Here is a 15,594-nt window from a genome sequence, read left to right as displayed (position 1 = left end):
GACAGCATCGAGGAGTGAAGATCGCCCGTCCCCTCGCCGCGCTCGGAGCAGGTGCCGTTGTCGCGGCCGCCGTGCTTCTCGGCTTCCCCGTGTCCCCCGCCCACGCCGTCGACGCCCCCACCGACGTCAAGGATTCGTCGTGCGCTGTCGGCGATCCGCGCGCGCTCTGCGCTGAGCTGGACACGCTGCTCGACGTTCGAGTCGGCGACGTCCACCCGACCCAGCCCTCCCTCGGCTACGACGAGGTGTTCTACAAGCTCGGACGATACGACTCCGCGATCGGCAAGGACGCGGTCAACAAGCGCTTCGCCGACTGGTGTGAGGCCAACGGTCAGGAGGACGCGGCCTCCGCTGAGCCCGACGCCACGCTGCTGGATCCCAGCACCTTCACCTGCACGGTGCCGGTCGGGTCGGAGACAACCGCGACCATCGAGCCGATGAAGACGGTCGTGATCGGCCCCGGCGGCACGCTGTACCTGACCGACGGCCACCACACGCTCACCTCGTTCCAGGAGAACGCAGGCCCTGACGTGCACGTTCGGCTGCGGGTGCTCGGGAATCTCTCGGGGCTGTCGGAGGCGGACTTCTGGCAGGCGATGCAGGACAACAAGTGGACGTGGCTGCGCGATGTGAACGGCAACGCGATCACCCCCGCCCAGCTCCCCGCCAACGTGGGACTCGCCAACTTCCAGGACGATCGCTATCGGTCGATCCTCTACTTCGCGCGCGACATCGGCTACACCGCCGACGGAGCCGTGCCGTTCCAGGAGTTCTACTGGGGCACCTGGCTGCGCACCCGCACCGACATCGACGTGGCGGGATGGAACCAGGACGACTGGGCTGCCTCCCTTGCGCTCGTGCGTCAGATCAGCGAGGCGCAGGTGGCGCTCGGAACGGATGCGGTTGTCGACCCGCAGTCCGGGTACACGGCGGGGGACCTCAGCGTCCTCGCGGAGTGGAACGACGGCAAGAAGGAGACGAAGGGCGAGTGGGCCAAGCTCTCCCAGCCGTACAGCGAGGCGAAGCCGGGCAAGCTCGCGTACATGACGGAGTACCGCCTCGCGCACCCGGTGACCCCGGAGCCGACGGGTACGCCGACAGCGACGCCGACGCCGACGAGTTCACCAGAGCCGACGGGTTCTCCGGAGCCGACGGGTTCTCCGGAGCCGACGGGTTCTCCGGAGCCGACGGGTTCTCCGGAGCCGACGGGTTCTCCGGAGCCGACCGGATCGCCCGAGCCGACCGCATCTCCGACTCCGACGGGCACGCCGACTGCGACGCCGACGCCGACGGGTTCTCCGGAACCGACGGGCACGCCGACGCCGACGAGCACTTCGGAGCCGACCGCTTCGCCCAGCCCGACGTCCTCGCCTGAGCCGACCCCGACATCGTCTCCGGGGCCGACCGTCTCGCCCAGCCCGACGTCGTCGCCTCAGCCCACTGCTTCTCCCAGTCCCACGGCGACGCCGGAGCCCACCGCTTCGCCCAGTGCCACCACCTCCCCGGCGCCGACCATCACCGTGTCCCCGGAGCCCACCCCGGGCGCAGCCTCGGTGACCGTCTCCGGCGACCTGATCCCGGGCGGTGCGATCACGGTGTCGGGTATCGGCTTTGCTCCGCATGTGCTTGCCACCGTCGAGCTCCACTCCGACCCCGTGGTTCTCGGCACCGTGACGACGAGCGTCGACGGATCGTTCACGCTGGACGCCGTGATTCCCGCTGGGATCCCGGTCGGCAGTCACCGTATCGTCGTGCTGGTTGACGGCGAGGCAGCCGGAACCGTGCCGGTCATAGTGACGGCTGCTCCGGTCGTGAAGCCGACGTCCCCGGCGACGTCCAGCACCCCGACCGTGAGTGTGAGCGCCAGCCTGCCACGAACCGGTTCCGCGCTCGATCTGCTGCCACTGTGGGTCGGCGTGGGTGCCGCTCTCGCCGGCCTGGTGCTGGTCGCTCGGCGTCGTTCGCGGGCCTGACACGCGAGACGGGGCTGGTGGTTCGCTCGGAGGAGCGATTCGCCGGCCCCGTTCGTTCACTCGACGCACACGCAGGACGATGTCGCGAGAATGAGGACGAAGTCGCGAGAAGGACTCCTTCAGCCGGAATCCGTCCTCGTTTGGCGACAATTTCCTCCGTTCACAACAGACGGCTCGGTGACCGGGTGGTCGGTCGTGCTCAGTGACGGCGTTCGGCCGCGGAGAAGTAGCGTTGGTCCGTTCCGCCGTGGACGTGGTTTGCGGCTGGGTGCAGAGGGCGGATGTGTCAGCAGAGTAGTTCTCTTGCCCGACGCTCGTGTGGGCTTCTGATGCCGTGAGCTTAGGACGAAGCTGCGAGACTGACTCCTTCGGCAGGAATTCGTCCTCGTTTGGCGACAATTTCCTCCGTTCACAACAGACGGCTGCGTGACCGGGTGGTCGTGCAGGCGTGAGAGCGGCGCCGGTCTTGTCAGGACACGGGGCCGTGATGCGCCTCGTCGTGGCCGTGGTTCGCGGCGGCACGCAGATGGATCTGCCCAAACACGGCGGTGCCGCGGGTGAGGCTCACCCGCGGCACCGCGTTTCCGAAATTCTCCGACGAGGGCGTCAGGCCTCCTTGCGGCTCTTGCCGGTCATCAGCGACACGATCCAGACGACGATGACGGATCCGAGGATCGACGCCAGCCACGACCACGGCGAGAAGAAGCTCGTCATGACGTTGTCGCTGTCGGTGATCAAGCCGACGATCCAGCCACCCACGACGCCACCGAGGAGACCGCAGATGAGGGTGCCGATCCAGCCCATCGACTTTCCGACGATCGCCTTACCGATGGCGCCGCCGATGAAACCCAGAATGATCCAAGCGATGAATCCCATGATGTCCCTTTCCCGATGATGTGATCACGCGCGAAGATCGGTCAGATCTTCCGCGACGGAGTGGAGGAAGCGAGCAACGACCTGCTGCTCCTCCTCCGTGAGCTCGCTCGCACGCGACAGGATGGCGTTTTGCACCTCTCCCATCGTCCGCGCGACGCGTTCTGCGCCCTGCTCGGTGATGCGCAGCGCGATGGACCGACGATCGTCCGGGTGGGCGTCGCGAACCATGTCGCCGCGACCCACCAGCCGATCGATCATCGTGCTCATCGCGCTGTGCTTCATTCCGAGGAGCTCGGCGAGCTCGCGTTGACGGAGGACGACGCCGCGCGGCTCCGCGAGGAGTACCGTCTGCATCGCCGCCAGCTCACCCGAAGACAGCTTCAGCGCTGTGTGCATCTGCACCCGCACGCGTCGCTCCGCCTCCAGCAGGGCCAACATTCCGCTCATCACGGCGATTTCTCCCGCGGACTGTGCCGCGGGGAACCGCGCGTCCTCGGTGTTCGTCGTGTTGAGCATCGTCCTGATCCTTCCGTCTGAAACATCATTGCGTGGACAGTTCGAAAAGTCAACTATTGACTCCACGTTCATAGGTTTGGCTGTGGATGTGTTTCGTTCTCGTCCGGCCGATCCTGCGATCCTGTCCCGATGCCCTCGTCTCGCCTGCCCACCCGAATCCTTGCCGTTCACCCGGGCGCGGAGCAGTACGGTTCGGACCGTGTCTTCGCGGAAGCAATCCGGGGGATGCTCGCGAGTGGCGCCGCCGTCCGGGTGCTGCTGCCGCAGGATGGTCCGCTGTCCGAAGAGCTGCGTGCGGCCGGTGCCGACGTTCGCGTATGCGACATGCTCGTGCTGCGCAAAGCGCTCATGAAGCCGTCGGGATGGCCGACCCTGCTGCGCCTGGCGCGGAGCGACCTTCGACGGGTTCGGCGCGAGATCGCCGAGCAGCGGGCCGAGCTGGTCTACGTGTCCACCATCACGCTTCCGCTGTGGAGCCTGCTGGCTCGGCGTCGCTCCGCCGTCGCCCTGCATCTGCACGAAGCTGAGACGGCGGCTGGAACATTGGTGCGTCGGACCCTGGCGTTCCCGGCACGTGCTGCCGACGTGATCGTCTGCAACAGCCGGTTCACGCGCGATGCACTCCTGCAGTGCGAACCCGCACTGGCCTTACGGGCACGGGTGGTGCTCAACCCGGTGCCAGCGCCCTCGACCGTCGTTCCGCCGCGATCGGAGCTCCGCGGGGCGCTGCGTATCGGCTACCTGGGCAGACTCTCGCCGCGAAAGGGCGTGGACCTGCTGCTGCGCGCGCTTCCGGCACTGATCGATGACGGTCTGGACGCTCGACTGGACCTCGTCGGTGCCGTGTTCCCCGGGTACGAGTGGTATGAGCGGGAGCTGCGCGACTCGGCAGCCGAGCTCGGGATCGCTGGCCGGGTTCGCTTCCTCGGGTTCCGCTCCGATATCGCCTCCAGCCTGGCCGACATCGACGTGCTCGTTGTGCCGTCACGACTCGATGAGGGCTTCGGCAACGTGGCGGTGGAGGCTGTGCTGGCTCGACGCCCGGTGATCGTCGCCGCGCGAGCGGGGCTGCGCGAGGCGATCGCGGGAGTCCCCACGGCGGTTGCAATCGAACCCGACGATGTGACTGCTCTCGCCACAGCGCTGAAACGCGTCGCGACCGACTGGACCGCGATCGTCGACAACACGGCAGCGGCGGCGGAGCTGGCCGCCGATCGTCACTCCACGCAAGGCTTCCACGCCGCACTGGGAGCGGCGCTCGCGGACGCTGGCGAGCGGGCCGCCCGCAGATTCATACGCGTGGCACCGACCCACTCACCAGCGTCAAGCTGAGCCCCGTCCCGAATCAGCCCGCGTCCGTCATCACGCATCGTCCGGTTCAGACTTTTGTCCCGGTTCGGACTTCGTCCCGGTTCAGACTTCGTTCCGTGTCAGACTCCGTCCCGGTTCGGACTTCGTCCCGGTCCAGACTCCGTCCCGGTCCAGCCCGCGTCCCGGATCACGCTGCGTCGAGGATCAGCCGGTACCCCATCCCCGACTCGGTGAGCAGGTGGACCGGGTTCGACGGGTCGCGCTCCAGCTTCTTGCGCAGCTGCGAGATGTACAGGCGGAGGTAGCCGGTATCGCTCACCTGATCCGTGCCCCAGAGCTCCTTCAGCAGCGCCTGGCGGGTGACGAGAGCACCCGGGTGACGGGCGAGGAACTCGAGCATCCGCCACTCGGTGGGGGTGAGGTGCACCGCACCGCCGTCGCGGGTGACCACGTGGGCGGCCAGGTCGACCTCCACGGCACCGAATCGCACGACGGGATCGGTCGGTGTGAGCGCAGGTTGAGCGCGGCGGGACACGGCACGCAGACGCGCGAGCAGTTCGTCCATCTGGAACGGCTTCGTGACGTAATCGTCCGCGCCCGCGTCGAGGGCATCGACCTTGTCGGCAGATCCGGTGCGACCGGAGACCACGATGATCGGGGCCGTCATCCAGCCGCGGAGAGCATGGATGACCTGCACTCCGTCCAGGTGCGGCATGCCGAGGTCCAGCATCACGATGTCGGGATGCTCGGCCACGGCCTGCGCCACCGCCTCCTCGCCGTCTGCGGCGGTCACCACGTCGTAGCCCTGCGCTCCGAGGGTGATGCGCAGAGCCCGGACGAGCTGGGGGTCGTCGTCGGCGATGAGAAGTTTCATGCGTGCTCCGGTGAGGTCGGTGAATCGGTCACAGTGCGTGTTGTGTCTGCTGCCGGAAGCGAGACCACCATCGTGAGCCCGCCACCCGGGGTGGCTTCGGCAGTGAGCATGCCCCCCATGCCCTCCGTGAATCCACGGGACAGCGCGAGCCCGAGCCCGAGTCCGCTGCTGTTGTCGGTGTCTCCGTGGCGCTGGAACGGCAGGAAGATGTCGCCGAGTCGATCGGCGGGAACTCCGGGGCCGTGGTCGATGACGCGCACCTCCACCGTCCCGCGCAGCTCGCTGGTGCTGAGCGCGATCCGCGTGCCGCCGGGTGTGTGACGCTGCGCGTTGGCGAGCACGTTGACGAGCACGCGCTTCAGCAGCACGGCGTCGGCCGCCACCGGGGGAAGCGCCGGATCGAGCAGCAGTTCGAGGTCTGCTGGCGTGATCTGCAGCTCGTCGAGGGAGGCGAGGATGACCGAGCTGACGTCGGTCGGCTCGAGTCGCACCGCGAGTGCACCGGCCTGCACGCGCGAGACGTCGAGGAGATCGGTGACGAGCGAAGACAGCGTGCCGAGGCTCTCCTCGGCGGTCTCCAGCAGCTCGGCGCGATCCGCGGGCTCCAGGCGCTCACCCGCTGCGCGCAGTCCGCCGACGGCCGCGACGGCTGCGGCGAGGGGCCGACGCACATCGTGACTCACCGCGGAGAGGAGCGCGGAGCGCACCTGATCGGCCGCTTCGATCGCGCCGGCCCGGCGTGCCTGCTCGGTGAGTTCCGCGTTCTCCAGCGCTCCCGACAGCTGCGCGGCGATGGCACCGAGCAGGCGCTGCTCGGACGCGTCCAACCGTGCGCCGTGTACCTCCAGCACGGCCTGGGGGCCGGAGCCGATCTGCACGCGGACGTCCGGCTCCTCCGTTCCGCGAACCGGCTCGCCGTCGGTGGCAAGGACGGCACCTTCGGGGGAGACCAGCCGGACGCCTGCGGCACCGAGAGCTTCACGGGTGCGCGAGACCAGGGCGGGGACCGCGCTCTCGCCACGGAGGACAGAGCCGGCGACGGTTGCCAGCAGCTCTGATTCGGCAGCCGATCGCTTCGCGGATCGCAGCCGGCGAGCGGCCTGGTCGACGATCGCGCTCACCAGGATCGCGATGACGACGTAGAGACCCAGGGCCAGGGCGTGCAGCGGATCAGCGACGGTCACCTTGTACAGCGGCGCGACGAACAGGAAGTCCAGGGTGACACCGGAGAGCACAGCCGCGAACAGCGCGGGCCAGATCCCGCCGATGAGCGCGACCACCACCACCAGCAGCTGATAGCCGAGCACCTCCGACGTGATCGCCGCCTCGGTGTGGAACGCGGTGAGCAGCCAGCTGAGCACCGGTCCGCCGATGAGCGCGACGATGAATCCCAGCGTGACGCGGCGGCGACTGAGCGCTCCGCGCGCCATTCGGGGGAGCCGAGTCGCGCCGTTGGCCTCACCATGGGTGACCATGTGGACGTCGATCTCGCCCGATTCGCGGATGACGGCGGCTCCGATGCCTGGGCCGGTGAGAGCTGCAGCCAGGCGACCCCGTCGACTCGCGCCCAGCACGAGCTGCGTGGCTTCGACCGAGCGCGCGAAGGACACGAGGGCGCGGGGGATATCGTCGCCCACCACCGTGTGGAAAGTGCCGCCGAGACTCTCCACCAGGGTGCGCTGTGCGGCCAGCAGCGTCGGATCCGACGCGGACAGCCCGTCCTGACCCGAAACGTGCACCGCGATCAGTTCACCGCCGGCACCGCGTGCGGCAATGCGTGCGCCGCGGCGCAGCAGGGTGTCACCCTCGGGCCCGCCGGTGAGCGCGACCACAACTCGCTCGCGGGTCTGCCAGGGCGCGTCGATGCCCTGCTGCTCGCGGTACTGGGCGAGGGAGCTCTCCACCTCGTCGGCCAGCCAGAGCAGTGCCAGTTCCCGCAGGGCGGTGAGGTTGCCGAGGCGGAAGTAGTTCGACAGGGCCGCGTCGATGCGCTCGGCGGGGTAGACGAATCCGGCGGAGAGACGATCGCGCAGCGCCTGCGGCGCCACGTCGATGACCTCGATCTGATCGGCGCCGCGCACGACCGCATCGGGGACCGTCTCGGCCTGCGAGACGCCGGTGATCCGGCGCACCACGTCGCCGAGCGATTCGATGTGCTGGACGTTGACGGTGGTGATCACGTCGATGCCCGCGTCGCGCAGGTCCTCCACGTCCTGCCAGCGCTTGGCGTTGGTCGACCCGGGAGCGTTGGTGTGGGCGAGCTCGTCGATGAGGGCGACCTCAGGGCGACGCCGCAGCACCGCCGCGAGGTCCAGCTCGTCCAGGGCGACGCCCCGGTGCTCCACACGCGCGCGGGGAATCTGCTCGATCCCCTCGGTGCGGGCCGTGGTCATCGCGCGGCCGTGCGTCTCCACGATGCCGATGACCACGTCGCGACCCTCGTCGCGCAGACGAGCCCCCTCGGTCAGCATCTCGACCGTCTTGCCGACACCAGGAGCAGCGCCCAGCAGCACGCGCAGGTTCCCGCGTTTCATCGTGTCGCCTCCGCTCGCGCTGGTGTCGTCTGCTGGAGACTACCCAGCAGCACGCGCAGGTTTCCGCGTTTCATCGGGTCGCCTCCGCTCGCGCTGGTGTCGTCTGCTGGAGACTACCCAGCAGCACGCGCAGGTTCCCGCGTTTCATCGTGTCGCCTCCGCTCGCGCCCCCGGACCGTGCTCGATGCCGGCGGCCGGTCCGAGCAGGACCCGCTGGGTTCCCCGCTTCATCCGTCGTCCTCCGCTATCGTGCCGACGCGTCCAGCGCCCGGTTGAGCTCGAGCACGTTCACGCGCTCCTCGCCGAGGAATCCGAGGTCCCTCGGCCTGATCATAGACCGCACGAGGTCGCGCACGACCGACTCGTAGAGCCCCCGCGCGGCGGCGACCGTCGGCACCTGGGACAGCGCGTTCTCCGGCGAGATATCGGGGTCGAGGCCGGATCCCGATGCCGTCAGCGCGTCGGTCGTGCTCGCCCCGGCCGCCTGTCGTTCGGTGATCGCGTCGACGAGCTCCGGATTCTCTGGGCCGAGGTTGCTGCCGCCCGACGCGAGCGCGTCGTAGTCGGACGCGGATGGCCGCGACTGGAAGTACTGCGGCAGCGGCTGCCCCGATTCGTCGGTGAAGGACTGACCGATGAGGGCGGATCCGACGACCGTGCCGTCCTCGTCGCGTACGAGCGAGCCGTTCGCCTGCGCCGGCATCGCCAGTCCGACCAGCAGCATGAGGGCGGGATAGGCGAGTCCGAGGATCACGGTGAGAACGAGCATCGCGCGAACGGCGGTGGCATGAGTGCGGATGCTGGTGCGAACAGACATGAGTGAATCTCCGTGTCAGAAGTGAGGGATGTTGACGGTGAAGATGACGGGGGTCAGAAGCCGGGGATGAGGCTGACGACGAGGTCGATCAGCTTGATCCCGATGAACGGCGCGATCAGCCCGCCGAGCCCGTACACCAGCAGGTTCCGGCCGAGGAGGGAGGCGGCGCTCGCGGGCCGATACCGCACGCCGCGCAGGGCCAGCGGGATCAGGATCACGATGATGATCGCGTTGAAGATGATCGCCGACAGCACGGCGGAGGCCGGCGAATGCAGCCCCATGATGTTCAACGCGGCGAGGCCGGGGAACGCCGTCATGAACAGCGCGGGGATGATCGCGAAGTACTTCGCGATGTCGTTGGCCAGCGAGAACGTGGTGAGTGCGCCGCGGGTGATCAGCAGCTGCTTGCCGATGCGGACGATGTCGATGAGCTTGGTGGGGTCGGAGTCCAGGTCGATCATGTTGCCCGCCTCCTTCGCCGCCGAGGTGCCGGTGTTCATCGCCACGCCGACGTCCGCCTGGGCGAGTGCGGGGGCGTCGTTGGTGCCGTCTCCCGTCATCGCCACCATGCGGCCGCCCTGCTGCTCCTTGCGGATCAGCTCCAGCTTGTTCTCGGGTGTCGCCTCGGCGAGCACGTCGTCGACGCCGGCCTCGCGTGCGATGGCGCGCGCGGTGAGCGGGTTGTCGCCCGTGACCATGACGGTGCGGATGCCCATGGCGCGCAGCTCGTCGAACCGCTCGCGCAGTCCTTCCTTCACGACGTCCTTCAGGTGGATCACACCGAGCACATCGCCCGAGCCGTCCGCGCGCAGCACGGCGACGGCCAGCGGGGTGCCACCATCGGAGGCGATCGCGTCGGTGTGCTCGGTGAGTGCCGAGTCCGCCGTGGTGGAGAGCGTCACGCCCTCGGTCGTCAGCCAGGTGCGCACCGCGGATCCGGCGCCCTTGCGAATGCGGGTGCCGTCGGGCAGGTCCAGGCCGCTCATGCGGGTCTGCGCGGTGAACGGGACGATCACGGCGGCATCGTCTTCCTCGGCCCGCACACCCAGTTGCTCTGCGAGCGTGACCACCGACGAGCCTTCGGGGGTGGGGTCGGCGAGAGAGCTGAGCGCGGCGGTGCGGATGAGATCGTCCTCCGCGATGCCAGGCAGCGGGAGGAATCGCACGGCACGGCGGTTGCCGTAGGTGATCGTGCCCGTCTTGTCGAGCAGCAGCGTGGTGACGTCGCCGGCTGCCTCGACCGCGCGCCCCGACATGGCCAGCACGTTGCGCTGGACCAGGCGGTCCATTCCGGCGATGCCGATGGCGCTCAGCAGCGCGCCGATGGTCGTGGGGATGAGGCAGACGAGCAGCGCGATCAGCACCGCGAGCGACACGGGAGAGGTGACGGCGGACGCGATCGGATTCAGCGTCACGACCACCACCACGAACACGAACGAGAGGCTCGCGAGCAGGATGTTCAGCGCGATCTCGTTGGGGGTGCGCTGGCGCGCGGCACCTTCGACGAGCGCGATCATCCGATCGACGAAGGTCTCGCCGGGCTGCGCGGTGATGCGCACGACGATGCGGTCGCTGAGGACGCGGGTGCCGCCGGTCACGGCGGAGCGGTCGCCGCCGGATTCGCGCACGACCGGCGCGGATTCGCCGGTGATCGCGGACTCGTCGACGGTCGCGATGCCCCACTCCACATCGCCGTCGCCGGGGATCAGCTCGCCCGCCTCGACGACCACGCGGTCACCCACGCGAAGATCGGTGGACGCCACCTCCGTGATCGTGGTAGCGAAGGCGCCGGGGTCGGTGGCATCCGGCGACACCACGCGTCGAGCGGTGGTGGTGGCGCGGGTGCGTCGCAGGCTGTCGGCCTGAGCCTTGCCGCGGCCCTCGGCGACCGACTCGGCGAGATTCGCGAACAGCACGGTCAGCCAGAGCCAGACCGCGATCCCGGCTGTGAAGCCCGCGGGTCCGTCGCCGCCGAGGAACGGTTCGGCGATGGCCAGCACGGTGGTGAAGGCGGCGCCGACCCACACCAGCATCAGCACGGGGTTGCGCCACTGTGTGCGCGGGTCGAGTCGTCGGAAGGTGCCGGGGAGCGCGGCGCGCAGCTGCTGCACGCTGAACGTTCGTGCCGGCGCCGCGTGAGGCGTTGCGGTGGGGTGATCGGTGACCACAGCCATGTCAGGAGAGTCCTTCTACGAGGGGAGTGTGTGTAGCAGCGGGAGCGAGACAGCACGTCATGTCAGGCGAGTGTTCTCGCGAGGGAATGATCTGCGGCGAAACCGGACAACACGTCATATCAGGCGAGTCCTTCTGCCAGCGGTCCCAGTGCGAGCACGGGGAAGTAGGTGAGCGCGGTGACGATCACGGCCACACCGATCAGCAGGCCCACGAAGAGCGGACGATGGGTCGGCAGGGTCCCGACGGTTGCGGGAGCGGGTGTCTGCGTGGCGAGCGCGCCGGCGAGAGCAAGCACGAACACAATCGGGATGAACCTGCCGAGCAACATCGCGACGCCGAGCGCGTTGGCGAGCCAGGGCCCGGATGCGGTGAGTCCGGCGAACGCGGATCCGTTGTTGTTGGCCGCGGAGGTGAACGCGTACAGCACCTCGCTGAGGCCGTGCGGACCGGGGTTCAGGACTGCCGAGCCGGTGATCTCCTCGCGCACGCCGGGGATCGCGTAGCTGAGCGCGGTTCCGACGAGGACGAGTGTCGGGACGACCAGGATGTAGAGGCTCGCGAGGGTGACCTCCTGCGGCCCGAGGCGCTTGCCGAGGTACTCCGGCGTGCGCCCGATGAGCAGTCCGCCGACGAACACGGCGATCACGGCGATTACGAGCATGCCGTACAGGCCCGATCCGACGCCGCCCGGTGCGATCTCTCCGAGCATCATGTTCAGCATCGGCATCATGCCGCCGAGGGCCGTGTACGAGTCGTGCATCGCGTTGACCGCACCCGTGGACGTCAGGGTTGAGGCGGAGGTGAACAGCGCCGAGCCGAAGATGCCGAACCGCGTCTCCTTGCCCTCCATAGCACCGCCGGCGAGCTGCGGGGCGGTGCCGGCGGCGCCGGCCTCCAGCAGCGAGAGCGCGACCAGCGAGACCACGAAGATCGTGGCCATGGCGGCCGTGATCGCGTAGCCCTGGCGACGGTCGCCGACCATCACGCCGAAGGTGCGGGGAAGTGAGAAGGGGATGAGGAGGATCAGGAAGCACTGGAAGAGGTTGGTCCACGGTGCCGGGTTCTCGAACGGATGGGCGGAGTTGGCATTGAAGAAGCCGCCGCCGTTGGTGCCGAGGAGCTTGATGACCTCCTGCGAGGCGACCGGACCGCCCGGGATGGACTGGGTCGCACCGGCGAGCGTCTGCGCTGTCGTGACCTCAGTGAGGTTCTCGATCACGCCGCCCGCGATGAGGATGGTGGCGCCGATCACGGAGATCGGCAACAGCACTCGGTAGGTGCCGCGGATCAGGTCAACCCAGAAGTTGCCGATCACGCCGGTGCCGCGTGCGGCGAATCCACGCACGAGTGCGACCGCCACGGCGATGCCGACGGCCGCCGATACGAAGTTCTGAACGGCGAGGCCGCATGCCTGGACGACGAATCCGACGGTGGCTTCGGGCGAGTAGGACTGCCAGTTCGTGTTGGCGACGAACGAGGCGGCGGTGTTGAAGGCGACGGGTTCCGACACGGCGGGCAGGCCGAGCGATGCCGGGAGCCACTGCTGCGTCCGCTGCAGCAGGTAGACCAGCAGCATGCCGACGACGGAGAAGGCCAGTACCCCGCGCAGGTACATCGGCCAGGACTGCTGAGCGTCCCCGTCCACCCCGAGCAACCTGTAGGTGCCGCGCTCGATGGGCAGGTGGCGGCGGCCCGTGTACACCCGCGCGAGCAGATCTCCCATGGGACGGTGGACGACGACGAGCAGAAGGACGAGGGCGAGCGCCTGCAGAATCGCGGCGACGGTGGCGGGCATCAGGCGAGCTCCGTAGGGAAGAACAGGGGAACCGGGGCGGGGGTCAGCATCAGAAGCGCTCCGGCTTCCACAGCGCGACGACGAGGTAGACGAGCGAGGCGACGGCGAGGACGGCGGCGATCACCGTGAGGGCGATCATCGTTTCTCCACCAGTCGCGCGATCAGAGCGACGAGCGCGAAGCACGCGATCGTCAGCAGGACGGAGAAGACATCGAGCATGATCTTCCTTCGAATCGGAACGGATGCTTCGATGCTTCCGCCCGCTCATGCACGGTGCACGGGGCCCTCACGGAATCCACACAGCGGCGCACGGTTCCCTGACGCCGCCCTCACGCGACGCGGGCTTCCGGTTCCGGAGGCCTTCCTACCTGCTTCGGTGGCGGCGGGTCCTGCCTGCTTCGGTGGCGGCGGGTCCTGCCTGCTTCGGTGGTCCTACTGGGCGGCGACCCAGGCCTGCCAGGCTTCCGGGGTGAGCGCGGGGTTCTGCCGTTGAGCCACGGTGAACAGATCCTCGCCCGATCGCTGCGCATCGACGGCGAGCCGCCAGGCGTCGCCGCCACTCGCCTGCACGAAACCGTAGACAGAGCCGGCTGCGCCGTAGCCCAGCCAGGCGTCGGATGCCCGCAGGGCCTCGTCCGAGAAGGCACCCGTTCCGGCGCGCGCGACGGCGTCCTTGACGTCGGGAATGCGGTAGGTGAATTCGCCGGCGCCGGCATCGGCGGTGGCCCACTCGGCGAATCCCTCCATGACCGCGATCGACGGTTGGCTCGCGCTGGTGGGAGCTGCCGTCAGGTGCAGGGCGTGCAGGAACTCGTGGGTGAAGGTCTCGGGACGCTGGTCGACGCTCAGCGGGCCGACCGCCACGATGGTGCCGCTGCTGGCGTCTCCGGTGGCGATGCGCGGATCCAGCCAGGGTGCGGCGGACGGCGGACGAAAGGTGGGCATGGCGAACCCGGCCACGTCCATGTCCCACTGCTGCCCCGCACCGAACTGCCAGCGCGACAGTCGTGAGGAGTCGTCGGTGATCGCGGCCACGAATCCGTCCATGGGAACGTCGCCGCCGAGCTTGCGCACTTCATCCAGAGCCAGCTGCGCGGAGGCTTCGGCCTGTGCGAGGTTGGCGTCGACGAGCCCCTGTTCGTCGGCCGCGCCGAACAGCACCACGTGCTCGGAACGCACCGCATACAGCGGCCCTTCGTCCCACGGCATCGGCTCCAGGTAGGGCGTGATCGACGAGATCAGGTTGCCCTCCCACTCGACGTCGTAGTAGAACCCCTGGATCAGTTGGAGTCCGGCGTCTTCTGCACCGCTCCCGCGCTCCGGGTGCGCGGCGAAGGCGAGCTGGGCGCCGAGGATCACGGTGTAGTCATCCCAGGGCGAGATCGCGGCCACGTCCCAACCGATGGTGCTGGTGCCGTCCCACCAGGTGGCCAGCTGCGCGGTGGCATCGCCGGTGGTGTGCGACAAGAAGGCGGCCCGGTCTTTCGCCAGCAGCGCCTGGTTCATCCCGTCCCAGATGCTCTGGTGCTGTCCGTCTCCCGACGAATCGCGATCGGGGAGCAGCGGTGGCTGTGAGGCGACGATGCCCGGGACTTCGGCAACAGTGCCGACCTTCACCTCGTGCGGCCAGGTGATGGCGGTGAACGCACCGGCGATGGCCAACGCCACGATGCCGGCACCCGCCCAGACGACCTTCGCGCCGCCCCTCACGATTGCGCTCCCGCGATACCCACGAACGCCCAGCCGGCGTCGCGAGTGCTGACGAGCACCGCCACGAGGTTCTGCTCTCCGGCCGTGAACCGATACTGCACGAGCCCGACGTCTTCGGGATCCCCCGGCAGCGCCGGGATCTGGGCCAGTTCGGAGTAGTCGCCGAGCACCGGGAAGGAAGCTGCGACAGCGGCGGCGTCCAATCCCGCCGCGACGGCAACGTCGGATCCGCCCAGCGCGCAGGTCGACGCGAGGGTTCCGGTCGTGCGTGCCACCGTCGAGAGCGCCACCATGGCCCTCATCGGATCGGTGCAGCTCTCGTTCTCGGTGACGACAGATGACTGCGGATGCGAGGCGACCAGGGACCCCAGCGCCCATGGGGCTACCGCGGTCGGGTCTTCGCCGACGCGGGATTGCTCGGGCGTCGAGGATCCGTCGTAGAAGAACGCCCGAACGAACAGGCCCTGGGCATTGAGGACGGTGCTCGATCCGTCGGCAAACGTGAGTGTCGTGGCGAGGTACGCGTCGGAGACGTCGGCGGGTCGGTCTTTGTCGAGCAGATCTCCGTCCGCGCGCCACGGGGCCACGGTGATCTCGGTGCTGCGTGTGACGCCGAGCGCATCCAGCGCTGCTTCATCCCCGACGCCGGGCCGCGAACCCGCCGCGGTGAACTGCGCGGCCAGCGTCGGCACGAGGTCATCCGTCCACGCGTCATCGTCGGCATCGAGATGCTCGCCGAGGGTGGTCGCGACTTCTTCGACGGGGGCACCGGGCAGCATGTTGGCACGTGCGGTGGCGGATGCCGCCCACATGCCGCCGCATCCCGCCAGCACGAGGAGAACGGTGCCGATCGCCGTCGCGACCGTGGACCCACGAGGTCCGCGCCGCTTCACCGGAGCGGACAACAGGCCGGGCCCACCGAAGATCAGCGGGCGCTGATGGCTGCCGCGCGGATCGACAGGCGCGCCGGGAGAGAACCCCGGTGCCGGTGCTCCCTGATGCGGCATCATTGC

The 15,594-nt window shown here is 68.8% G+C and carries 12 protein-coding genes; 2 read left to right on the top strand and 10 right to left on the bottom strand.

Annotated elements, in window-relative coordinates:
• Positions 1-14: 14 nt before the first annotated feature.
• Positions 15-1,973 carry a ParB-like protein gene (locus ABTV68_RS18880; RefSeq protein ID WP_433675212.1) on the top strand — a complete coding sequence of 653 codons (1,959 nt, stop codon included), beginning with the start codon at positions 15-17 and terminating at the stop codon, positions 1,971-1,973.
• A 606-nt stretch (positions 1,974-2,579) separates the two neighbouring features.
• Here the strand turns inward: ABTV68_RS18880 and ABTV68_RS18875 are convergent.
• Positions 2,580-2,849, bottom strand: coding sequence for a GlsB/YeaQ/YmgE family stress response membrane protein (locus ABTV68_RS18875; protein WP_433675211.1), 270 nt, complete (start codon positions 2,847-2,849; stop codon positions 2,580-2,582).
• Between the two features lie 24 nt (positions 2,850-2,873).
• Complete coding sequence (locus tag ABTV68_RS18870; RefSeq protein WP_433675210.1) at positions 2,874-3,365, bottom strand: MarR family winged helix-turn-helix transcriptional regulator; 492 nt, start codon at positions 3,363-3,365, stop codon at positions 2,874-2,876.
• 129 nt (positions 3,366-3,494) lie between these two features.
• Between ABTV68_RS18870 and ABTV68_RS18865 the strand changes: the two genes are divergently transcribed.
• A complete protein-coding gene (locus ABTV68_RS18865) occupies positions 3,495-4,697 on the top strand; it encodes a glycosyltransferase family 4 protein (RefSeq protein WP_433675209.1) in 1,203 nt (400 codons plus the stop codon).
• Positions 4,698-4,863: 166 nt separating this feature from the next.
• Here the strand turns inward: ABTV68_RS18865 and ABTV68_RS18860 are convergent, their stop codons facing one another.
• The 8 genes from ABTV68_RS18860 to ABTV68_RS18825 form a co-directional block, all read right to left on the bottom strand.
• Positions 4,864-5,550: a response regulator transcription factor gene (locus ABTV68_RS18860; RefSeq protein WP_433675208.1), complete on the bottom strand. Its 687-nt coding sequence runs from the start codon at positions 5,548-5,550 to the stop codon at positions 4,864-4,866.
• A complete protein-coding gene (locus tag ABTV68_RS18855) occupies positions 5,547-8,084 on the bottom strand; it encodes an ATP-binding protein (RefSeq protein ID WP_433675207.1) in 2,538 nt (845 codons plus the stop codon). Before ABTV68_RS18855 ends, ABTV68_RS18860 begins: the two co-directional genes overlap by 4 nt.
• Before the next feature lie 244 nt (positions 8,085-8,328).
• Positions 8,329-8,901 carry a K(+)-transporting ATPase subunit C gene (kdpC, locus tag ABTV68_RS18850; RefSeq protein WP_433675206.1) on the bottom strand — a complete coding sequence of 191 codons (573 nt, stop codon included), beginning with the start codon at positions 8,899-8,901 and terminating at the stop codon, positions 8,329-8,331.
• Positions 8,902-8,954: 53 nt separating this feature from the next.
• Positions 8,955-11,075 (bottom strand): potassium-transporting ATPase subunit KdpB, encoded by a 2,121-nt coding sequence (kdpB, locus tag ABTV68_RS18845; protein WP_433675205.1) that lies wholly within the window; start codon positions 11,073-11,075, stop codon positions 8,955-8,957.
• 119 nt (positions 11,076-11,194) lie between these two features.
• Entirely contained in the window at positions 11,195-12,871 is a 1,677-nt protein-coding gene (gene kdpA, locus ABTV68_RS18840) for a potassium-transporting ATPase subunit KdpA (protein ID WP_433675204.1), read from the bottom strand.
• A 49-nt stretch (positions 12,872-12,920) separates the two neighbouring features.
• Positions 12,921-13,010 (bottom strand): K(+)-transporting ATPase subunit F, encoded by a 90-nt coding sequence (gene kdpF / locus ABTV68_RS18835; protein WP_433675203.1) that lies wholly within the window; start codon positions 13,008-13,010, stop codon positions 12,921-12,923.
• Between the two features lie 293 nt (positions 13,011-13,303).
• Positions 13,304-14,581: a hypothetical protein gene (locus tag ABTV68_RS18830; RefSeq protein ID WP_433675202.1), complete on the bottom strand. Its 1,278-nt coding sequence runs from the start codon at positions 14,579-14,581 to the stop codon at positions 13,304-13,306.
• Positions 14,578-15,591, bottom strand: a complete 1,014-nt coding sequence (locus tag ABTV68_RS18825; RefSeq protein ID WP_433675201.1) for a hypothetical protein — start codon at positions 15,589-15,591, stop codon at positions 14,578-14,580. The genes ABTV68_RS18830 and ABTV68_RS18825 overlap by 4 nt, the downstream gene beginning before the upstream one ends.
• Between the last annotated feature and the right edge of the window lie 3 nt (positions 15,592-15,594).

Source organism: Microbacterium gorillae (genome assembly GCF_050990725.1).
Classification (GTDB): domain Bacteria; phylum Actinomycetota; class Actinomycetes; order Actinomycetales; family Microbacteriaceae; genus Microbacterium; species Microbacterium gorillae_A.
This window is presented reverse-complemented; position numbering and strand designations above follow the sequence as displayed.